Origin of the sequence: Micromonospora chokoriensis (genome assembly GCF_900091505.1) — a bacterium.
Classification (GTDB): domain Bacteria; phylum Actinomycetota; class Actinomycetes; order Mycobacteriales; family Micromonosporaceae; genus Micromonospora; species Micromonospora chokoriensis.
Map to the genome: position 1 here is coordinate 6,718,180 of NZ_LT607409.1, position 25,191 is coordinate 6,743,370.

The window sequence follows — 25,191 nt, forward strand, 5'->3', positions numbered from 1 at the left end:
TGCTCGTCGTGGGCTCTGCTGAAAGTCGTCAGACCGCCGCCACCGCGATCGGCGGGGCTCAGGCGGTGATCAGGGTGCCGATCTTGTCGCCACCCACCGCGCGGATGATGGTGTCGTCACCCTGCGCGCCGAAGACCAGCATCGGCAGGCCGTTCTCCATGCAGAGGCTGAACGCCGCCGCGTCGGCCACCCGCAGGTTGCGGCGCAGCACCTCGGAGAAGGTGATCGAGTCGAGCTTGCTGGCGGTGGGGTCGATCCGGGGGTCGGCGGTGTAGACGCCGTCCACCCCGTTCTTGCTCATCAGCACCACATCGGCCCGGATCTCCAGAGCCCGCTGGGCGGCCACCGTGTCGGTGGAGAAGTACGGCATGCCGGCGCCGGCGCCGAAGATGACCACGCGGCCCTTCTCCAGGTGCCGGATCGCCCGCAACGGGATGTACGGCTCGGCGACCTGGGCCATCGTGATGGCGCTCTGCACCCGGGTCTCGATGCCCTCCTTCTCCAGGAAGTCCTGGAGCGCGAGGCAGTTCATCACGGTGCCCAGCATGCCCATGTAGTCGGCGCGGGCCCGGTCCATCCCACGCTTCTGCAGCTCGGCGCCGCGGAAGAAGTTGCCGCCGCCGACCACCACGGAGACCTGCACGCCGCGGCGTACCACTGTGGCGATCTGCCGGGCGATGGCTTGGACGACGTCCGGGTCGACGCCGATCGCGCCACCACCGAAGACCTCGCCGGAGAGCTTCAGCACCACCCGGCGGGCCCGCCCCGGCGGCGGTGCCGTCGGATCGTCCAGCTCCAGCGTCCGGTCACTCACAACCTGCGTCATCCGCCCCGCCCTTCACCACGCGCACACCCCGTGCGGCGCATACCGCGAACCTGCCGCTGCCGACCCTATGTGACGAGGAGGCCGCGGTGCCTGTCACGTACACCGGCGGCCTCCTCGTCGACGTCTCCTGCCCACGGGCGCCCAGGGCGCCCGGTGACGGCTCAGGCCTGGCCGACCTCGAACCGCACGAAGCGGGTGACCTCGATGCCGGCCTCGGCCAGTACCTGCTTCACCGACTTCTTGTTGTCGGCCACCGACGCCTGCTCGATCAGGACGTAGTCCTTGAAGAAGGAGTTCACCCGACCCTCGACGATCTTCGGCAGGGCCGCCTCGGGCTTGTTCTCCTCGCGGGCGGTCTGCTCGGCGATGCGCCGCTCGGACTCGACGATCTCGGCCGGAACCTCGTCCCGGGTGAGGTACTTCGGTCGCATCGCGGCGATCTGCATGGCCACACCGCGGGCGTCGGCGTCGCCGGCCTCGTCGGTCTTACCGGTGTACGACACCAGCACGCCAACGGCCGGCGGCAGGTCCTGGGCCTTGCGGTGCAGGTAGACGGCGGTGGTGCCCTCGACCTTGGCGAACCGGTTGAGGACCAGCTTCTCGCCGATCTTGGCGGACTGCTCCTGGATCAGGTCGGCGACGACCTTGCCGTCGAGCTCGCTGGCGAGCAGCTCCTCGGCGTTGTTGACGCCGGAGCGCTCACCGTGCTCGACCAACTGCTGGGCCAGCGCGATGAACGACTCGGTCTTGGCGACGAAGTCGGTCTCGCAGTTGAGCTCCAGCAGGGCCTTGCCGGAGTGGGCGACCAGACCGTTGGCGGCCGTACGACCGGCCCGCTTGCCGACGTCCTTGGCGCCCTTGACGCGCAGGATCTCGACGGCCTTGTCGAAGTCGCCCTCGGCCTCGGTCAGCGCCTTCTTGCTGTCCATCATGCCGGCGCCGGTGAGGTCGCGGAGCTTCTTGACGTCCGCGGCGGTGATTTGGGACATGGCTCTCTCTTCGGTGTTGAGACGGCGTGTGGATGGTCAGAGGTGCCGGTTACCCGGATCCGGGCGGATCGTGCCCGGCGTACCGCCGCTGCCCGCCGTTCGCGAAAACGGACGGCGGGGCAGCGACGGTGCGATCACTCCGCGGTAGCGGCCGCCGGCTGCTCGGTGGCGGCCTGCGCCGGCTGCTCGGCGGCGGGCTGCTCGGCGGCGGGCTGCTCGGCGGCGGCGGTCGACTCGTCGGCCTTCTTCGGCTCGAGCAGCTCGCGCTCCCACTCGGTCAGCGGCTCGTCGCTCGCGACACCCTCGGGCTTCTCGTCGTTGCCCCGGCGACGGCCGGAACGCGCGATCAGACCATCCGCGACGGCGGCGGCCACGACCTTGGTCAGCAGCTCGGCCGAGCGGATCGCGTCGTCGTTGCCCGGGATCGGGAAGTCGACCTCGTCCGGGTCGCAGTTGGTGTCCAGCACCGCGATCACCGGGATGCCCAGCTTGCGGGCCTCGTCGACGGCGATGTGCTCCTTCTTGGTGTCGACGATCCACACCGCGGCGGGAAGCTTCTGCATGTCCCGCAGACCACCGAGGGTGCGGGTCAGCTTGATCTTCTCGCGGGAGAGCTGCAGGGTCTCCTTCTTGGTGTAACCGGCGGCGGTGCCGCTGAGGTCACCCAGGCCCTCCAGCTCCTTCATCCGCTGGAGCCGCTTGTACACGGTCTGGAAGTTGGTCAGCATGCCACCGAGCCAGCGGTGGTTGACGTACGGCTGGCCGACCCGGGTCGCCTGCTCGGCGATCGCCTCCTGGGCCTGCTTCTTGGTGCCGACGAACAGGATGCTGCCACCCTCGGCGACGGTCCCACGCACGAACTCGTACGCCTTCTCGATGTAGTCGAGGGTCTGGCGCAGGTCGATGATGTAGATGCCGTTGCGCTCGGTCATGATGAAGCGCTTCATCTTCGGGTTCCAGCGCCGGGTCTGGTGCCCGAAGTGGACACCGCTCTCCAGCAGCTGGCGCATGGTCACGACGGCCATGGTTGGGGTACTCCTCTAGATCCCTGGTTGTCACGCCCGGCCGGTGGCCGGGCGTCCTGGCGCCTGGTCGCCGGCCCATGGTGGGCCCGATCGAGATCGGGACCAGGGAGGCCGTCGCTCCACGACGATTCGTGAAGAGGGCGCGCGAGGTCGACCGCACGAGGCGGTCGCCAGTTGGCCAGTGTACGCCCCTCACCCGCTCAGCCGCCCCGGGGTGCGCCGCGCCGTCCTCGCGTCCCCGGCCCCGCGTGAGCCCCGGCCGGGGCCGGCCCCGGGCGCGCCTCAGGTGCCGCCCCGGCCCCGCGTGAGCCCCGGCCGGGCCGGCCCCGGGCGCGCCTCAGGTGCCGTGATCGACTCGGGTTCCTGAAAAGCGGGGCGTCGCAGTGGCGTGGACACCGCGATTTCCAGGAAACCGAGTCGATCATGCGGGCGCGGCGGACAGGGCGCGGCGGACAGGGCGAGGCGGACAGGGCGAGGCGGACAGGGCGAGGCAGGCAGGGCGGGCCGGGTGGCGCGGGCGGCTCGGCTCAGGATCAGTCGGCGGCGAGCGCTGCGGCGATGAAGAGCACCAGGCCGACGGTCAGGTAGGCCGTCGGTGGGCGCAGCCAGCCCCGACCCGTGTCGGACAGCGCCAGACCTCCGGTTCGAAGCCCGTAGAGCCCGATCGCGAAGATCGGCAGCCCGGCGACCAGGGCGATGCCCACCACGACGTTCCCGGCGTCCACCGGGTCGCCGGTCACGCCCGCGAGCAGCACCCGCAGCGCGGGCACCTCGAAGATCAACACCAACAGGGCGAAGAGTACGGCCAACACCGGCCGACGGGTCCGGTAGACGCCGTCGGCGGCCGGCGGATACACCGACGGCTCGCCGGTGGGCAGGTCGGGACGGGGGCCGATCCCCGGCATCGGACCGGTCGGCATCTCCAGCGGATGCGGAGTGTCGCCACCGCCACGGGTGGGCTCGATGATCGGATACCCGCCGAGCGGGGCGGGGCGAGCCTGGTCGGCGACAGCGCCGGCCGGGGTCTCGGCTACCGGCGTCGACGAACGGCCGGCCTCCTCGCGACCGACGGTCAGCGATGCGTCGGTCCCGGTCGACTCCCGGGCGGCCCGGCGACCCGGCAACTCCCCCGAGGTCTCCGAAGGATCCCGGACGGTGAGCGGCGCTCCCGCCCCGGTCGGCTCCGGGGCCGCCCAACGAGCGGGCAACTCCCCCGAGATCTCCGAAGCATCCCGGTCGGCGCGCCGTGAACGGGTTGCCCGGTACCCGTCAACCTCCGGCCGAGCATCCCCCAACGGGTCGACCACGCCGAACCGTCCCGAGTCGGGCTCACCCGCGCCGAATCGACCAGGCTGGGCATCGACAGCACCGAAGCGACCGGAGTTCGACTCCGGCGAACTGCCGAACCGACCGGTGTCCACCGCGCTCAGCCGACCCGAGTCCGACTCCACCGCACCGCCGAACCGACCCGCGTCCGACTCCACCGCACCGCCGAACCGACCCGCGTCCGACTCCACCGCACCGCCGAACCGACCCGCGTCCGACTCCACCGCACCGCCGAACCGACCCGCGTCCACCGCGCCGAAGCGTCCGGAGTCGGGCTCCCGGCGTCGGCCGACGCCGGTGTCCTCGACGGAGCGGCTCTCGATCGGGCCACGCTGCTCGGGGACGTCGTTGTCCCGGTACCGCGGTTCACCCGCGCCGCGCCACTCCGACTCGCCATAACCGCGACCCCGCTCTTCGGCGTACCAGCGCGGCTCCTGCTCTTCCGGCAAACTCCGTCGTCCGTCCACGTCAGGCACCGTATGCGACCGGCCACGCCCGCGCCATTTCGGCCCGACCCGCGCTCGCGTCCACCACCAGCCTTGATCAAGTGATGAGAAAGAGGTCCACAGCTGTCCTGGAAGCTGTTTTTCATCACTCGATCAAGGCGCTGCCGACAGCGGTGAGTTCGCGAGGATCGCCCCTAGCACGACGCGGGCTTGATCGTCCGGTTGTCCACAGGTCAGAGGTTGTCCACAGATCTGCTGTCACCGAGGTCGCGGCGTTCGCACTTCGGCGGGCACCGTGCCTTCATGACGAAGCGGAACCAGGCGGTCGGCGCGTACGGGGAGCGGTGCGCCGTCCGACACCTCACCGAGGCAGGGCTGCGGCCGATCGCCCGCAACTGGCGCTGCCCGGCCGGAGAGATCGACATCATCGCCTGGGACGGGCCGGTGCTCGCCTTCTGCGAGGTGAAGACCCGCCGGGGCGACGCCTTCGGCACCCCTGCCGAGGCTGTCGTACCGGCCAAGGCCCGCCGCCTGCGGGGGCTGGCCGCGCGCTGGCTGACCGAGACCGGCACGACCGCCGAGGAGGTGCGCTTCGACGTGTTGTCGGTGCGGCTGCCCGACGCCGGTCCGGCACGGGTGGACCACCTCAAGGGCGCGTTCTGAGATGCGCACTCCGAAGGCGGCGTCATGAGCTACGCGAAGGTGCTCTGCGTGGGTCTGGTCGGGGTGACCGGCCACCTGGTCGAGGTGGAGGCCGACCTTGCCGCCGGGCTGCCGGCCGTGGTGATCTCCGGCCTGCCGGATACCGCCCTGCACGAGGCCCGCGACCGCGTCCGCGCCGCCGTGGTCAACTCCGGTCAGCGTTGGCCCAACCGGCGCATCACCCTCAACCTGCTGCCCGCCGCCCTGCCGAAGTTCGGCTCGGCCTTCGACCTGGCCATCGCCGCGGCTCTGTTGGGTGGCTCGGGTGAGCTGCCGCTACTCCCCCTGGAGGGTGTGGTGGTCCTCGGCGAGTTGGGGCTCGACGGCACGGTCCGACCGGTGCGCGGCGTGCTCCCGATGGTCGCCGCCGCGGCCCAGGCCGGCGTCGAGCGGGTGATCGTCCCGATCGGCAACGCCGCCGAGGCCGCGGTCATCCCTGGGGTACGGGTACGAGCGGTGGACCATCTGCACCGGCTGGTCGCCTTCGTCCGCGACGGCACCCCGCTGATCGAGCCGCCGGCGGCCACGCCGACACCCGTCGTCGCTGGGCCGGATCTCGCCGACGTCGCCGGGCAGCAGTTGGGCCGGCGCGCGCTGGAGGTGGCCGCCGCCGGCGGGCACCATGTGGCGCTGCTCGGCCCTCCGGGCGCCGGCAAGACGATGCTCGCCGAACGGTTGCCGTCGCTCCTGCCGCAGTTGGACGACGAGGCGGCGCTGGAGGTGACGGCACTGCACTCGGTGGCCGGGCTGCTGCCGCCGGGCGGCCGGTTGCTGCGCCGTCCGCCGTTCCAGGCGCCGCACCACACGGCGACGGTGCCGTCGCTGGTCGGCGGTGGCTCGGGGCTGGCTCGGCCCGGCGCGGTGTCGCTGGCCCACCGTGGGGTCCTGTTTTTGGACGAGGCTCCCGAGTTCAGCAAGGGCGCGTTGGAGGCGCTGCGCCAACCCCTGGAGCACGGCCGCATCCAACTCAGCCGCAGCGGGGGCGGCACCGTCTACCCGGCACGAACCCAGTTGGTGTTGGCGGCCAACCCCTGCCCCTGCGCGAAACCGGCCGGCGACTCGCAGTGCGAGTGCACCGCGCTGGTCCGTCGCCGCTACCTGGGCCGACTCTCCGGGCCACTGCTCGACCGGATCGACGTGCAGGTGCGGCTGATGCCCGTGCGGGCGGCGGAGTTGATGGCACCCGACGGCGATGTCGAGCCGTCGGCGACGGTCGCCGCGCGGGTGGCGGCGGCACGACAGGCGGCAGCGACCCGCTGGGCCGGCCTCGGCCGAAGGCTCAACGCCGAGGTGGACGGCCCGCACCTGCGTCGACCGCCCTGGCGGCTGCCCGCCCGAGTCACCGCCGAACTGCGTGGCCGGCTCGACTCCGGTTCGCTGTCGGCGCGCGGCTTCGACCGGGTGATCCGGATGGCCTGGACCATCACCGACCTGGACGGCCGAGATCGACCGGACCGGGACGACGTGCGGGAAGCGATCCAACTCCGGACGGGAGAAGCGATGTGAACGCCGACGAGGAGCGCAGGTTGGCCCGGGTCGCGCTGACCTGGCTGGCCGAGCCCGGCACCCGCGTGGTGTACCGCCTGGTGCAACGGCTCGGCCCGGTGGCGACCCTGGATCTGCTGCTGGACGGGGGCAGTCCGGACGGCTGGCTGCACAGCACGGTGGCGGCCCGGTTGGCGGGCGGCGACGCCCGGGCGGTGGCAGCCGAGGCACTGGAGCGCGCGGACCGGCTCGGTGCCCGACTGGTCACGCCGGACGACGAGGAGTGGCCGGCGCGGGTTGCCGGTCTCGCCGACCTGCGCCTGCCGGACGTGACCCGGCGGGTGGACCTGGAAACCGCCCCACCGCTCTGCTTCTGGGTACGCGGAGGTTGGCCGCTGGGCGAGGCCCTGGAACGTTCGGTGGCCGTGGTCGGGGCGCGGGCAGCCACCGGGTACGGCCAGCACGTCGCCACCGAGCTGGGGTACGGGCTGGCCGAACGGGACTGGACAGTGGTGTCGGGTGGTGCGTTCGGCATCGACGCCGCCGCTCACCGGGGTGCCCTGAACGCGGGCGGTCTGACCGTGGCGGTGCTCGCCTGTGGACTGGACCGGCCGTACCCGATGGGAAACACCGCGCTCTTCGACCGGATCGCCGACACCGGGTTGCTGGTCAGTGAGTGGCCGCCCGGCGCCGAGCCGCTGCGGCCCCGGTTCCTGATCCGTAACCGGGTGATCGCCGCAGGCACCCTGGGTACCGTCCTGGTGGAGGCGTCGGCACGCAGTGGCGCGACCCAGACCGCGCGCCGAGCCGTCTACAGCAACCGGGTGGCGATGGTGGTGCCCGGGCCGGTGACCTCGGCGATGTCCGTCGGCGCGCACGAGTTCCTCCGCGACAACCCCAAGACCCGCCTGGTCACCGGCGTCGCCCACGTGCTCGAGGAGGTGGGCCGGATCGGCGCGGACCTGGCGCCACCAGCGCGGGGTCCGCAGCGGCCCGCCGACTCACTCGACGACGATGCGCGGTCACTGCTGGAGGCGCTGCCGCGTCGCGGTGCCCGCGGTGTGGACGCCCTCGCGACCCGGGCCGGCCTCGACGTCCGCACCGCGATGCGCAAGCTGTCCCTGTTGGAGGAGCTGTCCATGGTGGTCCGTCGCGACGACGGCTACGCGCTCGTGGCAACGGTCGCGCCCAAACGCGGCAGCACGACCGTCCCGGCTCGGTGAGTGCTGGGGCACCCCGACAGTCGCTGCTCCCGGTACGGTGCGCAGCATGGGTGCGATCAAGCCGTGGCACATCTCCGTCCTGTGCCTGCTCGTCACGACCGCTGTCGTCGTCGTGGGCCTGGTGGTGTTCCTGGCCAAGAGGAACAACCGTCGATAGCCGAGCTCCGAGAATCGGCATCACGTGACCGGTGGGGCGCACCCGTCGGTCGTAGGCTGACGGGTGTGCCAGCAGCCAGCGAGGGTGCCGAGGTCGACAGGCCGGCCGGCGGATCCGCGCGTCCGCGATGAGCCGACCTGACCGGAGCACCCGGGTCATGCACCAGGCACTGCCGCCAGCCCTGCGCGAAGCGGTCGACGACTTCGCCGAGCACCTGTCCCGGGTGCGCAACCGGTCGACGCACACCGTCCGCGCGTACGTCACCGATCTGGTCTCGCTGTTCGACCATGCCGTACGGATGGGCTGCGTCGACCTGGCCGAGCTGGACCTGTCGGTGCTGCGTAGTTGGCTGGCGCGGCAACGCACCACCGGTGCGGCGCGCACGTCGTTGGCGCGGCGGGCCGCGTCGGCGCGGGCGTTCAGCGCGTGGGCGCACCGGGCCGGGTTACTCTCCGCCGACGTCGGCGCGGCGCTGGCCAGCCCTCGTGCGCATCGGGAGTTGCCCAGTGTGCTGCGCGCCGACCAGGCCGCCGCTCTGGTCGAGGCCCCGGCCCGTCGCGCAACACCCACCAACCCGCCACCCACCGACCTCCCGCACCCACAACGCACAGACCAGGCACGCACGGACCCAAGGGGCAGGGACCCAGAGCACGCGGACCCAGCGCGCACGGACCCAAGGGGCGCGGACCCAGCGCGCACGGACCCAAGGGGCACGGACCCGGCACGCACCGGACCGGAGGCCGGGGCGACATCGGGCACGCCGAAGGAGACCGCGGTGCCGTTGCGCGACCGGGTGTTGCTGGAGCTGCTCTACGCCACCGGCGTACGGGTCAGTGAGGCCTGCGGGCTGGACGTCGCCGACGTCGACCACGGCCGACGGGTGATCCGGGTGTTCGGCAAGGGCGGACGGGAGCGCTCGGTGCCGTACGGGGTGCCCGCACAGCGGGCGTTGGACGACTGGTTGCGCCAGGGCCGGCCGGCGATGGTGGGCGGCCACTCCGGGGACGCGCTGCTGCTGGGTGCCCGAGGTGGTCGGCTCAATCCGACGACAGCGCGTCAGATCGTCGGTGCGTACGCCGAAGCCGCCGGCCTGCCCCGGACGAGCCCGCACGGTCTCCGGCACTCGGCGGCCACCCATCTGCTGGAGGGTGGTGCGGACCTGCGCGCCGTGCAGGAGTTGCTGGGCCACTCGTCGCTGGCCAGCACGCAGATCTACACGCACGTCTCGGTGGAGCGGCTGCGGGCCGCCTACCGTCAGGCTCACCCCCGCGCCTGATCAAGGGCCGGAGGACGAGAGGCCCCGGCGGTTACGATCATCGGGTGAGCGTCCCGCAGCCCCCGGAGCCGATCCCGGGCGCCCGCCTGCTCTTCTCCCTGGACCCGGCGGTCAGTCACCTCAACCACGGCTCGTTCGGCGCGGTCCCGATCGGCGTGCAGCGAGCCCAGCAGCGGCTGCGCGACGAGATGGAATCCAACCCGCTGCGCTTCTTCACCCAGGGGCTGGTCGACCGGATCGCGCACACCCGCCGGCACCTCGCCGGTTTCCTGGGCGCCGACCCGGACGGCAGCGCCCTGGTGGGCAACACCACCACCGGCGTCGCCGTTGTGCTCCAGTCGATGGGCCTGCGACCCGGCGACGAGATCCTCAGCACCGACCACGGGTACGGGGCGGTGAGCCTGGCCATCCACCGTGAGTGCCGCCGTACCGGGGCGGTCAGCCGGGTCCTGCCGATTCCGCTGGCGGCCACCGACGAGCAGCTGGTGCAGATCGTCCGCGACGGCCTGCGTCCGGGCCGGACCCGACTGCTCGTCGTGGACCAGCTCACCTCGGCCACCGCCAAGCTCTTCCCGACCGCCGCGATCGTCGGGGTGGCCCGGGAACACGACGTGCCGGTGCTGGTGGACGCCGCACACGCCCCGGGGATGCTGCCCACCACGGTGGCCAGCATCGGTGCCGACTTCTGGGTGGGCAACCTGCACAAGTGGGCGTACGCCCCACGCGGGACCGCACTGCTGGCGGTGGCACCGCGGTGGCGGGACCGGATCGAGCCGCTGGTGGTCTCGTGGGAGCAGGAGTCGGGCTTCCCGGCCCGGCTCGAGTGGCAGGCGACCCTCGACTACACGCCCTGGCTGGCGGCCCCGGCGGGTCTGTTCACGATGCGCAGTCTCGGTGTGGACCGGGTACGCGCGCACAACGCGGCGCTCGCCGCGTACGGCCAGCGGGTGGTGGGGGACGCCCTGGGCGTGCCGCCCGCCGATCTGCCCGACCCCGGCGGACCGGGGGTGTCCCTGCGTCTCATTCCGCTGCCGGCCGGGACGGGCACCACGATCGACGCGGCGCGGGCGTTGCAGGCGCGGATAGGCGAGCGGCTCGCCGCCGAGGTGGCGGTGATGAGCTGGAACGGTCGGGGGTGGCTGCGGCTGACCGGTCAGGTGTACAACACCGCTGACGAGTACGAACGGCTGGCCACACGGTTGCCGCCGCTGCTCGCCCAGCGCTGACCGACCGCACCGGCCCAAGGCCCGCCGGCCGAACGGCACCGGCAGCAGACCCGCTGACCGGGAGCAGTCGTACCGGGCCGAGGCCGAGCAGGGCGAGCGGGTCGAGGTACTCCTCGCCCCGGCGCAGGCCCCAGTGCAGGCACGCGTCCGCCGGGCAACCCGGATGGCCGGGCAGCAGGTCGCCCAGCGGCGCGCCTGCGGCGACCGCCTGACCGGGGCGTACCCCGGGTTGCACGGGCTCGTGGGTGGTTCGTAGCCCGCCGGCATGCCCCACGGTGACCACCGGTCGGCCGGCCACCAGACCGGCGAAGAGCACGGTGCCCGGCCCGGCACTGCGGGCCACCGCTCCGGGCGGGGCGGCCAGGTCGACGCCCCGGTGGCCGGGCAGCCACGGCCGGGGTGGCGGGTCGAAGCGGCGCACCAGTCGCGGTGGCCCGTCGAGCGGCCAGCGGAAGTGTTCGGCGGGATCGGGCGCAGGAGCGGCGGCCTGGAACGCGACCGGCACGCTCGGTGTAGGTGGCTGGCCGGGCATCGCCGCGACCAGCACCGACAGACCGCAGAGCTGCACGGTCAGCGCGAGGGGTACGGCGGCGCAGAGCAGCACGGTACGGCGGATCGAGCGGACCCATGGCTGTCGCATGACGGCAGCCTCCGGCCACGGTCGGTGGGACGCCAGCCCGGTCGGCGAACCTGTGGACAACCGGCGGCGCTGTGGACGACCACCCGACGCCCTCGCTGATCTGCTATGCGCGACGCCCAAGGCCCTAAGCTGGGCCGCGTACGGCGGGGTGCCGCCGTCTGTACCGGGGAGGCCCGCATGACCACTCTCGACGACCGGACGACGTCCCGTGCGGGCGGCGCCGAAGGTTCCGGCCCGACCGTGGCGGATGTGAGCGGCCCGTCCCGGCTCGCGGAGCCGGGCGAGGCGATCAGCGCCGAGGAGTTGCAGCTCGCCGCGCGTAACCACGGGATCCCGTTGGAGGCGTTGCGTTACGACATTACCCCGGCCGGGCTGCACTACCTGCTGATCCACTACGACATCCCGGAGGTCGACGCGGCGACGCACGCGCTGACCATCGGCGGCGCGGTGGACCGGCCGCTGACGGTCAGCCTCGCCGACCTGCGTGAGCGGCCCCGGGTCACCCGGCAGGTCACCCTGGAGTGCGCCGGCAACGGCCGGGCCCTGTTGCATCCCCGACCGGTGAGCCAGCCGTGGCTGGTCGAGGCGGTCGGTAACGCCGAGTGGACCGGCACTCCCCTCGCTCCGCTGCTGCGGGAGGCGGGGCTCGGGCCGGAAGCGGTGGACGTGGTCTTCACCGGTGCCGATCACGGCGTCGAGCGCGGGGTGGAGCAGGACTACCAGCGGGCGCTGCCGGTCGCCGACGCGCTGCGCGAGGAGGTGCTGCTGGCGTACGAGATGAACGGCGCTCCCCTGCTGCCGCAGCACGGCGCGCCGCTGCGGCTGATCGTGCCGGGCTGGTACGGCATGGCGCACGTGAAGTGGTTGCACTCGATCGAGGTGCGGACCGAGCCGTTCGACGGGTACCAGAACGCGGTGGCCTACCGGGTACGACAGGACGCCGACGACCCGGGCGTGCCGGTCACCCGGATCGAGCCGCGTGCGCTGGTCCGCCCGCCCGGCTTCCCGGATTTCATGTCCCGCCGCCGTGTGCTGCGCCCCGGCCCGTGCACGGTCGACGGTCGGGCCTGGTCCGGGCACGCCCCGGTGGTGGCCGTGGAGGTGACGACCGACGGTGGGCAGAGCTGGGCGTCGGCCGAGCTGGACCCGGCGGCTTCCGGGGATTTCGCCTGGCGGCGGTGGCGGTACGAGTGGACCGCCACCCCGGGCCACTACGTGCTGGGTGCCCGGGCGACCGACGCGTCCGGGCGGACCCAGCCCGTCGAACAGCCGTGGAACCGTGGCGGTTTCGCCAACAACCTGGTGCAGCGGGTCGAGGTCGTGGTGCCGGCCGAGTGATCGGCGGCCGGTGCTACGCCACGGGTGGGGGGCCCATGGCGTGGCCGGGTGCCCTCAGCCGCCGAAGCCGGAGTCGGCCGGCAGCGAGATGTCGGGCTTCTCCAGCTCCTCGACGTTGACGTCCTTGAAGGTCATCACCCGGACGTTCTTCACGAAGCGGGCGGGACGATACATGTCCCACACCCAGGCGTCGTGCATCTCGACCTCGAAGTAGACCTCGCCGTCGGAGTTGCGCACGTGCAGGTCGACCTGGTTGGCCAGGTAGAACCGACGTTCCGTCTCCACCACGTACGAGAACTGGCGGACGATGTCGCGGTACTCCCGGTAGAGCTGCAGCTCCATCTCGGTCTCGTACTTCTCGAGATCTTCCGCGCTCATCGCACTCCGCCTTCCATGGCCACATCTTCCCCCACCGGCGCCGGAGGCCGAGGCTGCTCGCCCAACGCCACGCCGACGGTACCCCCTGACGCCCCGGAGCGCTCCATCGGCTCTTCCGAGGCGTGGCCGCCGGGCCGCCGGGCGCGCGGCGGTCGACCGTCGCGGCCGGAGACCGCTGCGACATTGACGTACGAGAACCGGTGCTCCCGGCACGGCCCGTGCTCCCGCAGCGCCGCCGAGTGCTCCGGGGTGATGTAACCCTTGTGCTCGGCGAAGCCGTACGCCGGGAACACCCCGTCCAGCTCCACCATGAGCCGGTCCCGGGTGACCTTGGCGAGCACACTGGCCGCCGCCACGCACGCGGCCACCCGGTCGCCCTTCCACACCGCCAGCCCGGGCACCCCCAGGCCGTCCACGCCGAAGCCGTCGGTCAGCACGTACTCCGGCCGGGTCGTGAGCGAGGCGAGCGCCCTGCGCATCGCCGCCAGGTTGCACACGTGCAGCCCTCGGGCGTCGACCTCGTCGGCGGGGATGACCACCACGGCGTACGCGAGGGCACGGTCCACGACCTCCGCGTACACCCGTTCCCGGCTGGCCGGGGTGAGCAGCTTCGAGTCGGCCAGCCCCTCGATCTCGCCGCGCCGCCCCTCGGGCAACACCGCGGCAGCGGCGACCAGCGGACCGGCACACGCTCCCCGGCCCGCCTCGTCGGCGCCGGCGACGTGCCGGAACCCGCGCCGCTGCAGTGCGCGTTCCAGGGCGTAGAGGCCGGCCTCCCGGCGCACGACGGTGCGCGGCGGGGTCAGCACGGGGCCTCGTCCCGACCCGCGGCGGTCGACTGGCCCAGCCTGGTCAGCAGGGCGGGCAACTCGGGCGGGTAGAACCGCTCACCGCTGGCCACCAACTCGTCCGGGAGCCACCAGCGGTGGTCGGCGATGCTGCGCTGCTCGATGTCGTTGAAACCGGTGGTGTCGACCTGCCAGGACTGCACCCGGAGGAGGAAGAAGTCCTGCTCCTGGCGGTACCAGTTGGCGTCGAAGGTGAATTCGGTCGTGTCGGAGAAGACCGCCTCCCCCAACGCGGCCGGGTCGAGCCGCAGCCCGGTCTCCTCGGCTAACTCCCGTGCCGCGCCGTCTGCCGGGGTCTCCGCCGGATCGAGCCCACCACCGGGGGTGAACCAGTATCGATGCCCTGGTCGGGCCGGATCGAAGCCCTGGAACAGCAGGACCCGACCGGCCGCGTCGACGAGCAGCACGCGGGCCGCGCGTCGACTGGTGTAGACACGGTCGGCACTGTTCGCGACTGCGGGGCTCGCGCCCTCACTCCTCGCGCTCACGTTCACCGCCCCAGCCTGCCAGACCGACAGCGGATCGCCCACGCCCCGGTGGTCTACGGCTTGGGAATGCCGTCGAACGAGTCGGGCACGGTGAGCCAGGTGGCCCGGTTGACCGGCCAGAAGACGGTGAACGCCCGCCCGACCACGTCGTCCTCGGGGATGGTGGCCTCGGTGATGTTCTGCCCGGACTGCTGCCAGTGCTCCAGCGAGTCACCGGAGGCCGAGCGGTGATCACCCATCACCCACAGCCGACCCTCCGGCACGGTGATGTCGAACTCCTGGTCGGCGGCCTTGTCGCGCACCCCGTCCAGGGAGAAGATGTACGGCTCGTCCAACGACTTGCCGTTGATCATCAGCCGTTCCTGCGGGTCGCAGCAGACCACGTGGTCACCGGGGACACCGATCACCCGCTTGATGAAGTCCTCACCGTCGGGGTTGCCGCTCCACGTGGTGGGCGCCTTGAAGACGATCACCTCACCGCGGTGCGGCGACCGGAAGTCGTAGACCAGCTTGTTGACCAACACCCGGTCATCGATCTTGAGTGTGTTCTCCATGGACGGAGAGGGGATGAAGAAGGTCTGCAGCACGAAGGCGCGGACCAGAACCGCGACCAGGATCGCCACACCCAGCAGGATCGGCAGCTCCTTCCAGAAGGAACTGCGCGGCTTGTCGGTCTGCTCGTCAATCACGCCAAGGAGCCTACGTTGCCGAACTGGACGTCACCGCCCGGAACGCGCGGGAACCACGCAGCGCGGCTACCAACGCCGGGACCAGCAGCACCACGTCGCCCTGCGGGGTCGGTCGCACCGGTGGTGCTCCAGGGGAGGCCGTGACCGGCCCGGACACGTCGTCGAACGTCGACGGCACCGACAACGAGGTCCACCGTGACGAGGGCCAGACCACCATGAAGGCCCGGCCGACGACGTTGTCGATCGGCACCGGGCCCTGACAACGGGCGTCCTGGGAGACCTCGCGGTGGTCACCCATCACGAAGAGCTGACCCGGCGGTACGACGACCTCGTCGAAGCGCCGCGACCGGCACTCCTGCGGGTTGGGTGGGAGGTCCAGCGGGGAGTCCCGCAGCACGTACGGCTCGTTGAGGGGCGTGCCGTTGACCGTCACCCGCCCCTGGCTGTCACAGCAGGCCACCCGATCGCCGGGAACGCCGATCACCCGCTTGATGAAGTCCTTCTCACCGGGGCGGCTCACCCCGACCAGGTCGCCGACGGTGCGGGCGAGCCGACCGGCGACGCCCGGCTTCGGCTGCTCGTCGACCTGCGGCGCCCAGCGGTCGGTGCCCCGGAAGACCACCACCTCACCGCGTACCGGGTCGCGGACGTCGTAGACGACCTTGTTGACCAGCACCCGGTCACCGACGAGGAGGGTGTCCTCCATCGAGCCGGACGGGATGAAGAACGCCTGGAGCAGGAAGGTGCGGATCAGCACGGCGAGGCAGAACGCGACCACCAGCAGCAGCGGAAGCTCCTGCCAGAGGGGCATCTGCCGGCGGGTACGGCGAGCCCGCCGGCGCCACGGATCGACGGTGCCGTCCTCGTCAAGCGTCTGCACCACGCCACTCCCCGGTCCACAGAAGCACTACCGCCCGGGAGCCTCGACGAGGCTCCACGGGCGGTAGTGAACGGCTGTCCGCCGCGTGGGCGGACCCGCCGCTTCGCTGCGCCCGTACGACCAGGGTAGTGCGGTCTGGTCGGTACGGCATACGCGCAGCTCAGGCGGCGTGGCGAGCGGGAAGTCAGCTGGGCTGCTTCTCCCGCTTCTCCTTGATCTTGGCCTTCTTGCCGCGCAGCTCGCGCAGGTAGTAGAGCTTGGCGCGGCGCACGGCGCCACGGGTCACGACCTCGATCCGGTCGATGCCCGGGCCGTTGAGCGGGTAGGTCCGCTCGACACCGACACCGAAGCTGACCTTGCGGACCGAGAAGGTCTCGCGCAGACCGTCACCCTGGCGGCGGATCACGACGCCCTGGAAGATCTGGACACGGGACCGGTTGCCCTCGACGACGCGGGCGTGCACCTTGACGGTGTCACCGGCCCGGAAGTCGGGAAGGTCGGTCCGCTTCGACTGGGCGTCAAGGGCGTCCAGGATGTTCATCGCTGCGTCCTCGTAAGGCTCACGGCGCACCGTCACTCGGTGCGCGGGTGGGTGATTCTGATCCCCGGGTGGTGGTCGGCGGGCCGACCCCGGTCGGGGATCCTCGCAGCCGCCCGCGGGCGCGGACGGATACGGCAACCTCCCTACTTTGCCACATCCCCCGGCGGCACCTGAAATCCGGCCTGACCCAGGGCCGCGATGTCCCGTATGTCGAGCCGATCGGCGGGCAGTGCGGCCAGCAGGTCGGGGCGGCGGGCGGCGGTACGCAGCAGGCCCTCCTCGCGTCGCCAACGGGCGATCCTGCCGTGGTCCCCGGAGCGGAGCACCTCCGGCACGTCGTGCCCACGCCAGCTCGGCGGCTTGGTGTAGATCGGCGCCTCCAGCAACCCGTGCGCGTGCGACTCCTCGTCGAGCGAGCCCGCGTTGCCCAGCACCCCCGGCAGCAGCCGGGTGACCGCCTCCACCATCACCAGCACCGCGACCTCACCGCCGAAGAGCACGTAGTCACCGAGCGAGACCTCGGTCACCGGCATCCGGGTGGCGGCGTGCTCCAGGACGCGTTGGTCGATGCCCTCGTACCGACCGCAGGCGAAGAGCAGGTGCGACTCGGCGGCCAACTCGTGGGCCATCGCCTGGGTGAACGGGACACCGGCCGGCGACGGCACCAGCAACCGGGGCGGCGGGGCCTCGGCCGGCGCGAGCGCGTCCAACGCCGCACCCCACGGCTCCGGGCGCATCACCATCCCCGGCCCGCCGCCGTAGGGGGTGTCGTCGACGGTGCGGTGGACGTCGTGGGTCCAGGTCCGCAGGTCGTGCACGGCGAGGTGGAGTACGCCGTTGGCCCGCGCCCGCCCGATCAGCGACAGGTCCAGCGGGGCGAAGTACTCCGGGAAGATCGACACGACGTCGACGCGCATGCGGGGTGGTCCTAAAGGTCGAGCAGGCCGGCCGGCGGGTCGACGATCACACGTCCACCGGCCAGGTCGACCTCGGGGACGATCGCCCGCACGAACGGGATCAACGCGGTACGCCCCTCGGGTCGCCGCAACACCAGCAGGTCGGACGCGGGCGCGTGGTCGATGCGGGCGACCTCGCCCAGACGCTCGCCGGCCGGGGTGACCACTGCCAACCCCACCAACTGGTGGTCGTGGAACTCCTCCGGATCGTCCGGCGGGGCCACGTCGGCGCTGTCCACCACGAGCAGGGTGCCGCGCAGCGCCTCGGCGGTGTTGCGGTCCAGGATCCCGTCGAACGCGACGAGCATGCGGCCCTGGTGGAAACGGGCCTCCTCGATGGTCAGCTCGGCCGGAACCCGGAACGGCACGCCCGGCCCGTCCGCCGGAACCGGCGACGGGACGGCCCCCGGCGCAGTGCGCAGCACAGTGCTGTGCGCAGGTGCAGACGGGGGCGTCGCCCCCGGCGCAGTGCGCAGCACTGTGCCGGGGGCGAACCGCGCTTCGGGCTCGTCGGTCCGCACTTCCACGGTGACCTCACCGCGGACACCGTGCGGCTTGCCGATCCTGCCGACGACGAGCTGCATCAGTACGAGTCGACGATGTCGACGCGCACGCCGCGCCCGCCGATGGAGCCGATCACCTGACGCAGCGCCTTGGCGGTCCGGCCGGACCGCCCGATCACCGTGCCGAGGTCCTCGGGGTGCACGCGGACTTCGAGCCGCTTACCCCGACGGGAATCGACCATCCGCACCCGGACGTCGTCCGGGTGGTCGACGATGCCCTTGACCAGGTGCTCCAACGCCGGACGCAGAGGCATGTCAGGCCTGCTCACCGGCGTCGGCAGCCGGGGCCTCGGCCGGAGCCTCGGTCTTCGGCGTCTCGGCCGGAGCCTCGGCAGCCTTGGCGGCCTTCTTGGCCGGCTTGGCCGGGGTCTCCGGGGCGAGCCCGGCGGCGGCCTTCGCCTCAGCCTCGTACGCGGCCTTACGGTCGGTCCGCTCGGCGGCGACCTTCAGCGGCGGCGGGGCCGGCAGGCCCTTGTACTTCTGCCAGTCACCGGTCAGCTCCAGCAGCCGCTGCACCGCCTCGCTCGGCTGAGCGCCGACGGACAGCCAGTACTGGACCCGCTCCGACTTGACCTCGATGATCGAAGGGTCTTCCTTCGGCTGGTACACCCCGACGAACTCGATCGCCCGACCGTCACGCTTGGTGCGCGAGTCGGCGATGACGATGCGGTACTGCGGGTTGCGGATCTTGCCCATCCGCAGGAGCCGGATCTTTACGGCCACAGTTGTTTCGCTCCTGTTGCGATCTCACCGGCCCCGTACGGGCGGTGTGCATGGGTGAGCGCCGACGGCACAGTGGGGTTGGGCCGGAGACTACTCGGTGGACTGGCGACGCGCCCGGGTTAGAGGGCGCCGGACGCGCGCCGGATACCAGCGACCCATTCTGCCAGATCCGGTGCCGATCTTCCGCACCGGACCCGGACACCACGTCACCGGTGACCGGAGACACCCCTCACCGCACCGGCGGGCGGTCCCATCCTGGCGGAAGTTCGTCCGGTACGTCCCATTCTGGCGGAGGGGTGAAGTCGCACCAGGTGCCGTCGAACGGGAACTCACCGGCCTCGGCGAGGGCGATCACCCGCTCCCCCTCGGCCCGGACCGCCTTCTCGTCGGTCACCCAGTAGTCGTCGCCGAAGGCGAGCCGCTCGACGAACTCGCCCTCGTCCTTCCACTCCCAGCTCAGGTCCGGGCGCACCACCACGTCGAGGTCCTGGTCCACCACGTCGACGCCGGCCACCGGGCCGTCGTCCCAGCGGACACCGTGCTCCTCCAGGTTGACGTACCAGTGGGCGAACCGACCCTGGGCGTCGCGGAACCACCAGACGGAGTGCGCCGCACCGGCCGGCAGGAACTTCAGCAGCGGCGGGCCGTTCCAGCGCCCGTGCGCCAACCGGTACGACGACGAGACCCACTGGGCGAAGGGCATCGCCCGCATCCCCAGCCCCGCCTCGGTCACCTCGTGGGCCACCGGCGAGTCCCGGGCGATCCACACCAGCAGGCCCCGCTCGTCGTCACTGACCACGCGGCCCGGCCGGACCCATCCGATCCGGCCGTGCCGCACGTTGCGGTGCATGATCAGCCGACCCGGCTCAAACCGGTCGACCAGCACCTCAGTAGGCGCGGGCGAGGATGGCGACCAGGTCGGGCTCGTCCTCGGAGTCCGGCACCGAGCCGTCGGCGCGCACCAGGCAGCGCACCGTGACGCCCTGGCCGTTCGCCTCGGCCTCGCCGGCCACACCGACCGCCGACCACGGCACCCGGGCCCAGCCCGTCGCGGCGGCCTCGATCGCCTCGGTCAGGGTCGCGACCTCCACGGTGCGCGACTCGCGGTTGGCCAGCGCCTGGTCGTGCAGCACCTGCTGGTCGGTCTCCAACGCCGCCAGCACCGCGGCGACCACGTCGGCCACCGGCGTCGGCGACTTCGACCCGTCGGTGCGGCGCACCACCGTCGCGTTGCCCACGGCCAGATCGCGGGGGCCGACCTCGACGCGTACCGGATAGCCACGCAGCTCGGCGTCGACGGCCCGGCGGCCGAACGCGGTGTCGGTCCGGTCGTCGAGCGCGACCCGGACACCGGCGTCGCGCAGGCCGTCGCGCAGCTTGGCCGCCGCCTCCGCGACGCCCTCGCCATCCTTGACGATCATGATGTACGCCTGGATCGGCGCCAGCTTCGGCGGCACGCGCAGGCCGTTGTCGTCACCGTGCGCCATGATCAGGCCGCCGAGCATCCGGGTCGACGTGCCCCAGGAGGTGGTCCAGGCGTGCTCCCGGCCGCCCTCCTTGGAGGAGTAGGTGATGTCGAACGCCTTGGCGAAGTTCTGCCCCAGCTCGTGGCTGGTGCCCAGCTGGAGCGCCTTGCCGTCGCCCATCATGCCTTCGCAGGTGTACGTGGCCGTCGCGCCGGCGAACCGCTCGCGGGCCGTCTTCAGGCCCACCACCACCGGGATGCCGATCACGTTGACCATCAGGTCCTCGTACGCCTCGTGCAGGATCCGCCGCGCGTACGCCCGGGCGTCCTCGCGGGTGGCGTGCGCGGTGTGCCCCTCCTGCCAGAGGAACTCGCTGGTACGCAGGAAGATGCGCGGCCGCAGCTCCCACCGGACCACGTTCGCCCACTGGTTGAGCAGCAACGGCAGGTCCCGGTACGAATCGATCCACTTGGCCATGAACTCGCCGATGACCGTCTCGCTGGTCGGGCGCACCACCACCGGCTCGGCGAGCGGCTTGCCGCCACCGTGGGTGACCACCGCGAGCTCCGGCGAGAAGCCCTCGACGTGCTCGGCCTCACGCTTGAGGTAGTTCTCCGGGATGAAGAGCGGGAAGTACGCGTTCTCCGCACCCGCCGCCTTGATCCGGGCGTCCATCTCGGCCTGCATACGCTCCCAGATGGCGTAGCCGGCCGGTCGGATGACCATGGTGCCGCGGACCGGGCCGTTGTCGGCCAGCTTCGCCTTGGCGATCAGGTCCTGGTACCAGCGGGGAAAGTCCTCCGCACGGGGAGTGAGCACGCGTGCCATGACCGCACATCCTATGCGCCGCTCGTCGGGGCAGTGCGGTCGGGCGCGGCATCGTTAGCATCTGCCGTCATGACCCCCCTCGATCCACACCTCGGCGCGGCCTCCAACCCGACGCCCGACCCCGTCGAGCTGGCACACCTCGCGATCCGATGGGTGCGCTGGGTGGCCCGGCACCGGCAACCCGCCAATCCGATCGGCGACGGGTCCGGCCGGCACGCCGGGCACCACCAACCCGCCGACGTGTGGTTCCTCGCGGGTACGTTCGGTGGCAGCGTGCACCGGCGGTGCGTGGTGCCCGCCGGACGGCCGCTGTTCTTCCCCGCGTTGTACTGGTCGGAGGTCGGCCGCACCACCGAACCGGCGGAGGCGTTGGAGGGTGCGACCGCCCACGCGCAACTCGACGGGGTGGCGATCGCCCTGCGCGAGGTCGGCTCGGCCCAGTCGTTCCCGGTCAGCGGCTTCTTCAACAACGTCGTCACCGTCTGGCCGTGGCCCAGACCGGTCTCCTGCTGGGGTCTGTGGGCACTGGTGCCGCCGCCCGCCCCCGGTCAGCACGAGCTGAGCTTCGGTGGCAGCGACGGCGGGCGGTTCTGGGTCGAGGCGCAGTACCAGATCGACGTGCGCTGAACCCCCTACACGTCGACCACCATGATCGAACGGAGCGGCACCACCCCGGTGCGGGACCGCATCGTCGACGCCGCCCGCGCGCTGACCGTGGCGACCGGCTACTTCACCGAAGTTGCGCGGATCTTGGGGAGGGCGCGCGGGGCGCGCGAGGCGCGCAGCGCGCACGCCGTGCACGGATCAGCGGACGACGTGGCCGCGGAGGATCGTGCGGGACGGGGCGCGGACGACGCGCAGGTCGAGGCGGGGGTCCTCGGGGTAGACGGTCAGGTCGGCGAGGCCGCCCTCCACCAGGCCGGGAAAGCCGAGCCACTCCCGGGCGCCCCAGGAGGCGGCGGCGAGCACGTCGATCGGGGCCATGCCCGCCCGCTCGTGCAGCAGCAGCATCTCCTCGGCGGCCAGCCCGTGGTCGATGCCACCGCCGGCGTCGGTGCCCACGTAGATCGGCACGCCCGCCTCGTGTGCGGCGCGCACCACCTCGGGAAAACCGTCGCGCAGCGCGAGCATGTGCTCGGCGTACCCGGGGAACTTGCCGCGCGCCTGCTCGGCGATGCCCCCGAAGGTGGCGATATTGATCATTGTGGGGACGAGCGCGGTGCCCTGCCGGGACATCTCGTCGATCAGGTCGAGGCTGAGCCCGGTGCCGTGCTCCACCGAGTCCACCCCGGCCCGCACCATGATCTCGACAGCGGACTCGGAGAAGGTGTGCACTGCGGCGCGTACCCCGGCGTCGTGGGCCGCGCGCACGGCGGCGGTGAGGGTGTCCGCGTCCCAGGCCGGGGCCAGGTCACCGACTCCCCGGTCGATCCAGTCGCCGACCAGCTTGACCCAACCGTTGCCGGATCTCGCCTGCGCGGCCACCGTCGCGGCGACCTCGGTCGCGTCGACCTCCACGCCGATGTCCCGCAGGTAGCGCTTCGGCGGGGCGACGTGCCGGCCCGCGCGGGCCAGGCGCGGCAGGTCCGGCTCGTCGTCAAGCTCGGGGTACGGGTACGGCGAGCCGGCGTCGCGGATCGCCAGCACGCCGGCGTCCCGGTCGAGGCGGGCCAGCTCGCGGGCCTGGTCGAGTGAGGTGATCGGGGCGCCGCCTCGGGCGATGCCGATGTGGCAGTGCGCGTCGACCAGCCCCGGCAGCACGTAGCCGCCGTCGACAACCGTCTCCGCGTCGGGCACCGGGGTGAAGGTCACCCGGTCGTCGACCAGCCAGAGATCCCGGACCTCGTCGTCGGGGAGCAGCACGCCGCGCACATGAAGGGCCATGCGCACAGTCCTACCCGATCACTCCTCGTCAGGGGCGAGCAGGTCGTTCTTCCGAGCGGTCAGGGCGGGCAGGTCCACGGAGACCTTCCACGGCCGCTCGGTGACGAACAGGTCCTCGGTGTGTGCGACCTGTTCGTACTCGCGGTTCGCGCCGAGGGTGTACTCGGTGAGCGTGACACGCTCCTGCGACGGGTCGACCACCCAGTAGGACCGGATTCCGGCGTGCGCGTAGACCTTCGCCTTGTCGTACATGTCGCGGAAGCTGAAGGTCGGGGAGACGATCTCCACGGCGAGCAGAGCGTCCTCGACGGGGACGGGCGACCGGCCGGCGTGCTTGCGGCGGATGACCACCACGTCGGGGCGGGGCTCATTACGCCGGTCGACCCGCATCGACAGGTCGATGCTGACCAGGTATTCCGGCGGACAGTTGACGCGAAGCGTGAGCAGCAGCTCGACGCAGAACTCTTGGTGCACGGCAGTCGGCGACGGCACGATCAACCTTCCGTTGATCAGTTCGTACGGAAGGTCCTTCGGTAGGTCACCGAGGTCGTCGACCGTCCACTCGTGCCGTTCGGGCAGGATCGGGGCCGCGGTCATGACATCTCCTTCCCGGGGGCGACATCACCCTAAGCGCCGGACAAGTCGCCCACCGTCACCGACACGCGTCAGCGCGGGCCCTTGTCGCCGCCCTTGCCGAGCTTGTTGAAGTCGATCTTTGGAAGCTTGAAGCCGGGCGGGAGCCCCTGCCCACCGGCGAGGTCGTTCGGGTCCATCCCCGGCGGGAGCTGCGGCATGCCACCCGGGAAACCGCCCGGCACCCCGGCGCCGGCGCCCGTGCGCGGCCGACCGCCGCCCTTGGTGCCCTTGCGCTTGTTCTTCGGGCTCTTGGTCGCCTTGCGCCGGCCGCCACCGGGCAGGCCCATCATGCCGCCCATCTGCTTCATCATCTTCTGCGCGTCGGCGAAGCGGTTGAGCAGCTGGTTGACGTCCATCACGGTGACCCCGGAACCGTTGGCGATACGCGCCCGACGGGAGCCGTTGATGATCTTCGGGTTGGTCCGCTCGCCCGGGGTCATCGACCTGATGATCGCGGTCACCCGGTCGAAGTGGCTGTCGTCCAGCTCGGCGAGCTGGTCCTTCATCTGCCCCATGCCGGGCATCATGGCCAGCACGTTGGCGATCGGGCCCATCCGTCGGACCGCGATGAGCTGGTCGAGGAAGTCGTCCAGGGTGAACTGCTCGCCGCCCATCAGCTTGGCGGTCATCTTCTCCTTCTGATCGGAGTCGAAGGCCTGTTCGGCCTGCTCGATCAGAGTGAGAACGTCGCCCATGCCGAGGATGCGGCTGGCCATCCGGTCGGGGTGGAAGACGTCGAAGTCCTCCAACTTCTCACCGGTGGAGGCGAACAGGATCGGCTGCCCGGTGACCTCACGCACCGACAGCGCGGCACCACCACGGGCGTCGCCGTCGAGCTTGGAGAGGACCACACCGGTGATCCCGACGCCGTCGCGGAACGCCTCGGCGGTGCGGACGGCGTCCTGACCGACCATCGCGTCGATGACGAAGATGACCTCGTCCGGCGAGACGGCGTCGCGGATGTCGGCGGCCTGCTGCATCATCTCGGCGTCGATACCGAGTCGGCCGGCGGTGTCGACGATGACGATGTCGCGGGCGGCGCGCTTCGCGTGCTCGATCGACGCGCGGGCCACCTGCACCGGGTCACCGGTGCCGTTGCCGGGCTCCGGGGCGTACACCTCTACACCGGCCCGACCACCGAGCACCTGGAGCTGCCCGACGGCGTTGGGGCGCTGGAGGTCGGCGGCGACCAGCAGCGGCTGGTGCCCCTGGCCCTTGAGCCACCGGGCCAGCTTGCCGGCCAGCGTGGTCTTACCGGAACCCTGGAGACCGGCCAGCATGATCACCGTCGGCGGCTGCTTGGCGAACTGGAGCCGCCGGCCCTCGCCACCGAGCACGTTGATCAGCTCTTCGTTGACGATCTTGATGATCTGCTGGGCCGGGTTCAGCGCCTGGGAGACCTCCGCGCTGCGAGCCCGCTCCTTCACGGCCGCGATGAAGCCCTTGACCACCGGCAGCGCGACGTCCGCCTCCAGCAGCGCGAGGCGGATCTCGCGCGCGGTGGCGTCGATGTCGGCGTCGGTGAGCCGCCCCTTGCCGCGGAGCTTGGTGAAGATCCCGGACAGGCGGTCACTCAAGGTGTCAAACACGCGAACATCCCGTTTGTCAGTGTTCCGGCGGGCACAACCCGGCCGGCACTGCGGAGTCCGGCC

General features: G+C 71.8%; 26 protein-coding genes and 1 pseudogene. 7 read left to right on the plus strand and 20 right to left on the minus strand.

Features of this window, described 5'->3' with window-relative positions; genetic code table 11:
• Positions 1 to 58: 58 nt before the first annotated feature.
• From pyrH to GA0070612_RS30385, 4 genes are all read right to left on the minus strand, one after another.
• Positions 59 to 826 carry a UMP kinase gene (pyrH, locus tag GA0070612_RS30370; protein WP_030335195.1) on the minus strand — a complete coding sequence of 256 codons (768 nt, stop codon included), beginning with the start codon at positions 824 to 826 and terminating at the stop codon, positions 59 to 61.
• Positions 827 to 987: 161 nt separating this feature from the next.
• On the minus strand, positions 988 to 1,815 hold the full coding sequence (tsf, locus tag GA0070612_RS30375) for a translation elongation factor Ts (protein WP_088991033.1): 828 nt from the start codon (positions 1,813 to 1,815) through the stop codon (positions 988 to 990).
• A 134-nt stretch (positions 1,816 to 1,949) separates the two neighbouring features.
• Positions 1,950 to 2,840 (minus strand): 30S ribosomal protein S2, encoded by an 891-nt coding sequence (gene rpsB, locus GA0070612_RS30380; RefSeq protein ID WP_088991034.1) that lies wholly within the window; start codon positions 2,838 to 2,840, stop codon positions 1,950 to 1,952.
• Positions 2,841 to 3,373: 533 nt separating this feature from the next.
• Positions 3,374 to 4,633 (minus strand): hypothetical protein, encoded by a 1,260-nt coding sequence (locus GA0070612_RS30385; protein ID WP_157742645.1) that lies wholly within the window; start codon positions 4,631 to 4,633, stop codon positions 3,374 to 3,376.
• A gap of 282 nt (positions 4,634 to 4,915) precedes the next feature.
• On the opposite strand from GA0070612_RS30385, the gene GA0070612_RS30390 reads away from it, so the two are divergent.
• From GA0070612_RS30390 to GA0070612_RS30410, 5 genes are all read left to right on the plus strand, one after another.
• On the plus strand, positions 4,916 to 5,275 hold the full coding sequence (locus GA0070612_RS30390) for a YraN family protein (protein ID WP_088991036.1): 360 nt from the start codon (positions 4,916 to 4,918) through the stop codon (positions 5,273 to 5,275).
• 24 nt (positions 5,276 to 5,299) lie between these two features.
• Complete coding sequence (locus GA0070612_RS30395; RefSeq protein ID WP_088991037.1) at positions 5,300 to 6,820, plus strand: YifB family Mg chelatase-like AAA ATPase; 1,521 nt, start codon at positions 5,300 to 5,302, stop codon at positions 6,818 to 6,820.
• A complete protein-coding gene (locus GA0070612_RS30400; protein WP_088991038.1) occupies positions 6,817 to 8,022 on the plus strand; it encodes a DNA-processing protein DprA in 1,206 nt (401 codons plus the stop codon). The genes GA0070612_RS30395 and GA0070612_RS30400 overlap by 4 nt, the downstream gene beginning before the upstream one ends.
• Positions 8,023 to 8,306: 284 nt before the next feature.
• A complete protein-coding gene (locus GA0070612_RS30405; RefSeq protein ID WP_088991039.1) occupies positions 8,307 to 9,455 on the plus strand; it encodes a tyrosine recombinase XerC in 1,149 nt (382 codons plus the stop codon).
• A 44-nt stretch (positions 9,456 to 9,499) separates the two neighbouring features.
• The gene (locus GA0070612_RS30410; RefSeq protein ID WP_088991040.1) at positions 9,500 to 10,681 is read left to right on the plus strand and encodes an aminotransferase class V-fold PLP-dependent enzyme; all 1,182 of its coding nucleotides are present in this window, start codon (positions 9,500 to 9,502) and stop codon (positions 10,679 to 10,681) included.
• A 49-nt stretch (positions 10,682 to 10,730) separates the two neighbouring features.
• Here the strand turns inward: GA0070612_RS30410 and GA0070612_RS30415 are convergent.
• Positions 10,731 to 11,321: pseudogene (locus GA0070612_RS30415) on the minus strand (murein hydrolase activator EnvC family protein); the annotation flags it as partial.
• A 177-nt stretch (positions 11,322 to 11,498) separates the two neighbouring features.
• Here GA0070612_RS30415 and GA0070612_RS30420 point away from each other — a divergent pair.
• The gene (locus GA0070612_RS30420; protein ID WP_088991041.1) at positions 11,499 to 12,659 is read left to right on the plus strand and encodes a sulfite oxidase; all 1,161 of its coding nucleotides are present in this window, start codon (positions 11,499 to 11,501) and stop codon (positions 12,657 to 12,659) included.
• Between the two features lie 54 nt (positions 12,660 to 12,713).
• On the opposite strand, the gene GA0070612_RS30425 is transcribed toward GA0070612_RS30420, so the two are convergent.
• The 12 genes from GA0070612_RS30425 to proS all read right to left on the minus strand — a co-directional run bounded on the left by GA0070612_RS30425 (position 12,714) and on the right by proS (position 21,019).
• Complete coding sequence (locus GA0070612_RS30425; RefSeq protein ID WP_007075222.1) at positions 12,714 to 13,037, minus strand: DUF2469 domain-containing protein; 324 nt, start codon at positions 13,035 to 13,037, stop codon at positions 12,714 to 12,716.
• Positions 13,034 to 13,846, minus strand: a complete 813-nt coding sequence (locus GA0070612_RS30430) for a ribonuclease HII (protein WP_088991042.1) — start codon at positions 13,844 to 13,846, stop codon at positions 13,034 to 13,036. Before GA0070612_RS30430 ends, GA0070612_RS30425 begins: the two co-directional genes overlap by 4 nt.
• A complete protein-coding gene (locus GA0070612_RS30435; RefSeq protein ID WP_088991869.1) occupies positions 13,840 to 14,373 on the minus strand; it encodes an NUDIX hydrolase in 534 nt (177 codons plus the stop codon). Before GA0070612_RS30435 ends, GA0070612_RS30430 begins: the two co-directional genes overlap by 7 nt.
• Positions 14,374 to 14,426: 53 nt before the next feature.
• Complete coding sequence (gene lepB, locus GA0070612_RS30440) at positions 14,427 to 15,062, minus strand: signal peptidase I (protein ID WP_088991043.1); 636 nt, start codon at positions 15,060 to 15,062, stop codon at positions 14,427 to 14,429.
• A gap of 10 nt (positions 15,063 to 15,072) precedes the next feature.
• On the minus strand, positions 15,073 to 15,945 hold the full coding sequence (gene lepB, locus GA0070612_RS30445) for a signal peptidase I (RefSeq protein ID WP_088991044.1): 873 nt from the start codon (positions 15,943 to 15,945) through the stop codon (positions 15,073 to 15,075).
• 181 nt (positions 15,946 to 16,126) lie between these two features.
• Positions 16,127 to 16,483: a 50S ribosomal protein L19 gene (rplS, locus tag GA0070612_RS30450; RefSeq protein WP_088991045.1), complete on the minus strand. Its 357-nt coding sequence runs from the start codon at positions 16,481 to 16,483 to the stop codon at positions 16,127 to 16,129.
• A gap of 143 nt (positions 16,484 to 16,626) precedes the next feature.
• A complete protein-coding gene (trmD, locus tag GA0070612_RS30455) occupies positions 16,627 to 17,400 on the minus strand; it encodes a tRNA (guanosine(37)-N1)-methyltransferase TrmD (protein WP_088991046.1) in 774 nt (257 codons plus the stop codon).
• An 11-nt stretch (positions 17,401 to 17,411) separates the two neighbouring features.
• Entirely contained in the window at positions 17,412 to 18,023 is a 612-nt protein-coding gene (gene rimM, locus GA0070612_RS30460) for a ribosome maturation factor RimM (RefSeq protein ID WP_088991047.1), read from the minus strand.
• Positions 18,023 to 18,283, minus strand: a complete 261-nt coding sequence (locus GA0070612_RS30465; protein WP_172862164.1) for an RNA-binding protein — start codon at positions 18,281 to 18,283, stop codon at positions 18,023 to 18,025. The genes rimM and GA0070612_RS30465 overlap by 1 nt, the downstream gene beginning before the upstream one ends.
• Positions 18,258 to 18,725, minus strand: coding sequence for a 30S ribosomal protein S16 (rpsP, locus tag GA0070612_RS30470; protein ID WP_088991048.1), 468 nt, complete (start codon positions 18,723 to 18,725; stop codon positions 18,258 to 18,260). The genes GA0070612_RS30465 and rpsP overlap by 26 nt, the downstream gene beginning before the upstream one ends.
• A 229-nt stretch (positions 18,726 to 18,954) precedes the next feature.
• Entirely contained in the window at positions 18,955 to 19,575 is a 621-nt protein-coding gene (locus tag GA0070612_RS30475; RefSeq protein ID WP_088991870.1) for a DUF402 domain-containing protein, read from the minus strand.
• 37 nt (positions 19,576 to 19,612) lie between these two features.
• On the minus strand, positions 19,613 to 21,019 hold the full coding sequence (gene proS / locus GA0070612_RS30480; RefSeq protein ID WP_088991049.1) for a proline--tRNA ligase: 1,407 nt from the start codon (positions 21,017 to 21,019) through the stop codon (positions 19,613 to 19,615).
• Positions 21,020 to 21,088: 69 nt separating this feature from the next.
• Here proS and GA0070612_RS30485 point away from each other — a divergent pair, with 69 nt between their 5' ends.
• Positions 21,089 to 21,646, plus strand: coding sequence for a hypothetical protein (locus GA0070612_RS30485; protein WP_088991050.1), 558 nt, complete (start codon positions 21,089 to 21,091; stop codon positions 21,644 to 21,646).
• Between the two features lie 177 nt (positions 21,647 to 21,823).
• Here the strand turns inward: GA0070612_RS30485 and GA0070612_RS30490 are convergent, their stop codons facing one another.
• The 3 genes from GA0070612_RS30490 to ffh form a co-directional block, all read right to left on the minus strand.
• Positions 21,824 to 22,903, minus strand: coding sequence for an amidohydrolase family protein (locus GA0070612_RS30490; RefSeq protein ID WP_088991051.1), 1,080 nt, complete (start codon positions 22,901 to 22,903; stop codon positions 21,824 to 21,826).
• Between the two features lie 18 nt (positions 22,904 to 22,921).
• Positions 22,922 to 23,500, minus strand: a complete 579-nt coding sequence (locus GA0070612_RS30495) for a Uma2 family endonuclease (RefSeq protein WP_088991052.1) — start codon at positions 23,498 to 23,500, stop codon at positions 22,922 to 22,924.
• 68 nt (positions 23,501 to 23,568) lie between these two features.
• Positions 23,569 to 25,128, minus strand: coding sequence for a signal recognition particle protein (gene ffh / locus GA0070612_RS30500; protein WP_088991053.1), 1,560 nt, complete (start codon positions 25,126 to 25,128; stop codon positions 23,569 to 23,571).
• Positions 25,129 to 25,191: the final 63 nt, after the last annotated feature.

Coding starts and splice junctions, on each gene's coding strand:
- GA0070612_RS30420 (WP_088991041.1), top strand. CDS start 11,499: ATGACCACTCTCGACGACCGGACGACGTCCCGTGCGGGCGGCGCCGAA.
- rplS (WP_088991045.1), bottom strand. CDS start 16,483: ATGAACATCCTGGACGCCCTTGACGCCCAGTCGAAGCGGACCGACCTT.
- rimM (WP_088991047.1), bottom strand. CDS start 18,023: ATGCAGCTCGTCGTCGGCAGGATCGGCAAGCCGCACGGTGTCCGCGGT.
- GA0070612_RS30475 (WP_088991870.1), bottom strand. CDS start 19,575: ATGCACCGCAACGTGCGGCACGGCCGGATCGGATGGGTCCGGCCGGGC.
- trmD (WP_088991046.1), bottom strand. CDS start 17,400: ATGCGCGTCGACGTCGTGTCGATCTTCCCGGAGTACTTCGCCCCGCTG.
- rpsB (WP_088991034.1), bottom strand. CDS start 2,840: ATGGCCGTCGTGACCATGCGCCAGCTGCTGGAGAGCGGTGTCCACTTC.
- GA0070612_RS30495 (WP_088991052.1), bottom strand. CDS start 23,500: ATGACCGCGGCCCCGATCCTGCCCGAACGGCACGAGTGGACGGTCGAC.
- GA0070612_RS30405 (WP_088991039.1), top strand. CDS start 8,307: ATGAGCCGACCTGACCGGAGCACCCGGGTCATGCACCAGGCACTGCCG.
- GA0070612_RS30425 (WP_007075222.1), bottom strand. CDS start 13,037: ATGAGCGCGGAAGATCTCGAGAAGTACGAGACCGAGATGGAGCTGCAG.
- GA0070612_RS30390 (WP_088991036.1), top strand. CDS start 4,916: ATGACGAAGCGGAACCAGGCGGTCGGCGCGTACGGGGAGCGGTGCGCC.
- tsf (WP_088991033.1), bottom strand. CDS start 1,815: ATGTCCCAAATCACCGCCGCGGACGTCAAGAAGCTCCGCGACCTCACC.
- proS (WP_088991049.1), bottom strand. CDS start 21,019: ATGGCACGCGTGCTCACTCCCCGTGCGGAGGACTTTCCCCGCTGGTAC.
- GA0070612_RS30395 (WP_088991037.1), top strand. CDS start 5,300: ATGAGCTACGCGAAGGTGCTCTGCGTGGGTCTGGTCGGGGTGACCGGC.
- pyrH (WP_030335195.1), bottom strand. CDS start 826: ATGACGCAGGTTGTGAGTGACCGGACGCTGGAGCTGGACGATCCGACG.
- GA0070612_RS30485 (WP_088991050.1), top strand. CDS start 21,089: ATGACCCCCCTCGATCCACACCTCGGCGCGGCCTCCAACCCGACGCCC.
- GA0070612_RS30490 (WP_088991051.1), bottom strand. CDS start 22,903: ATGGCCCTTCATGTGCGCGGCGTGCTGCTCCCCGACGACGAGGTCCGG.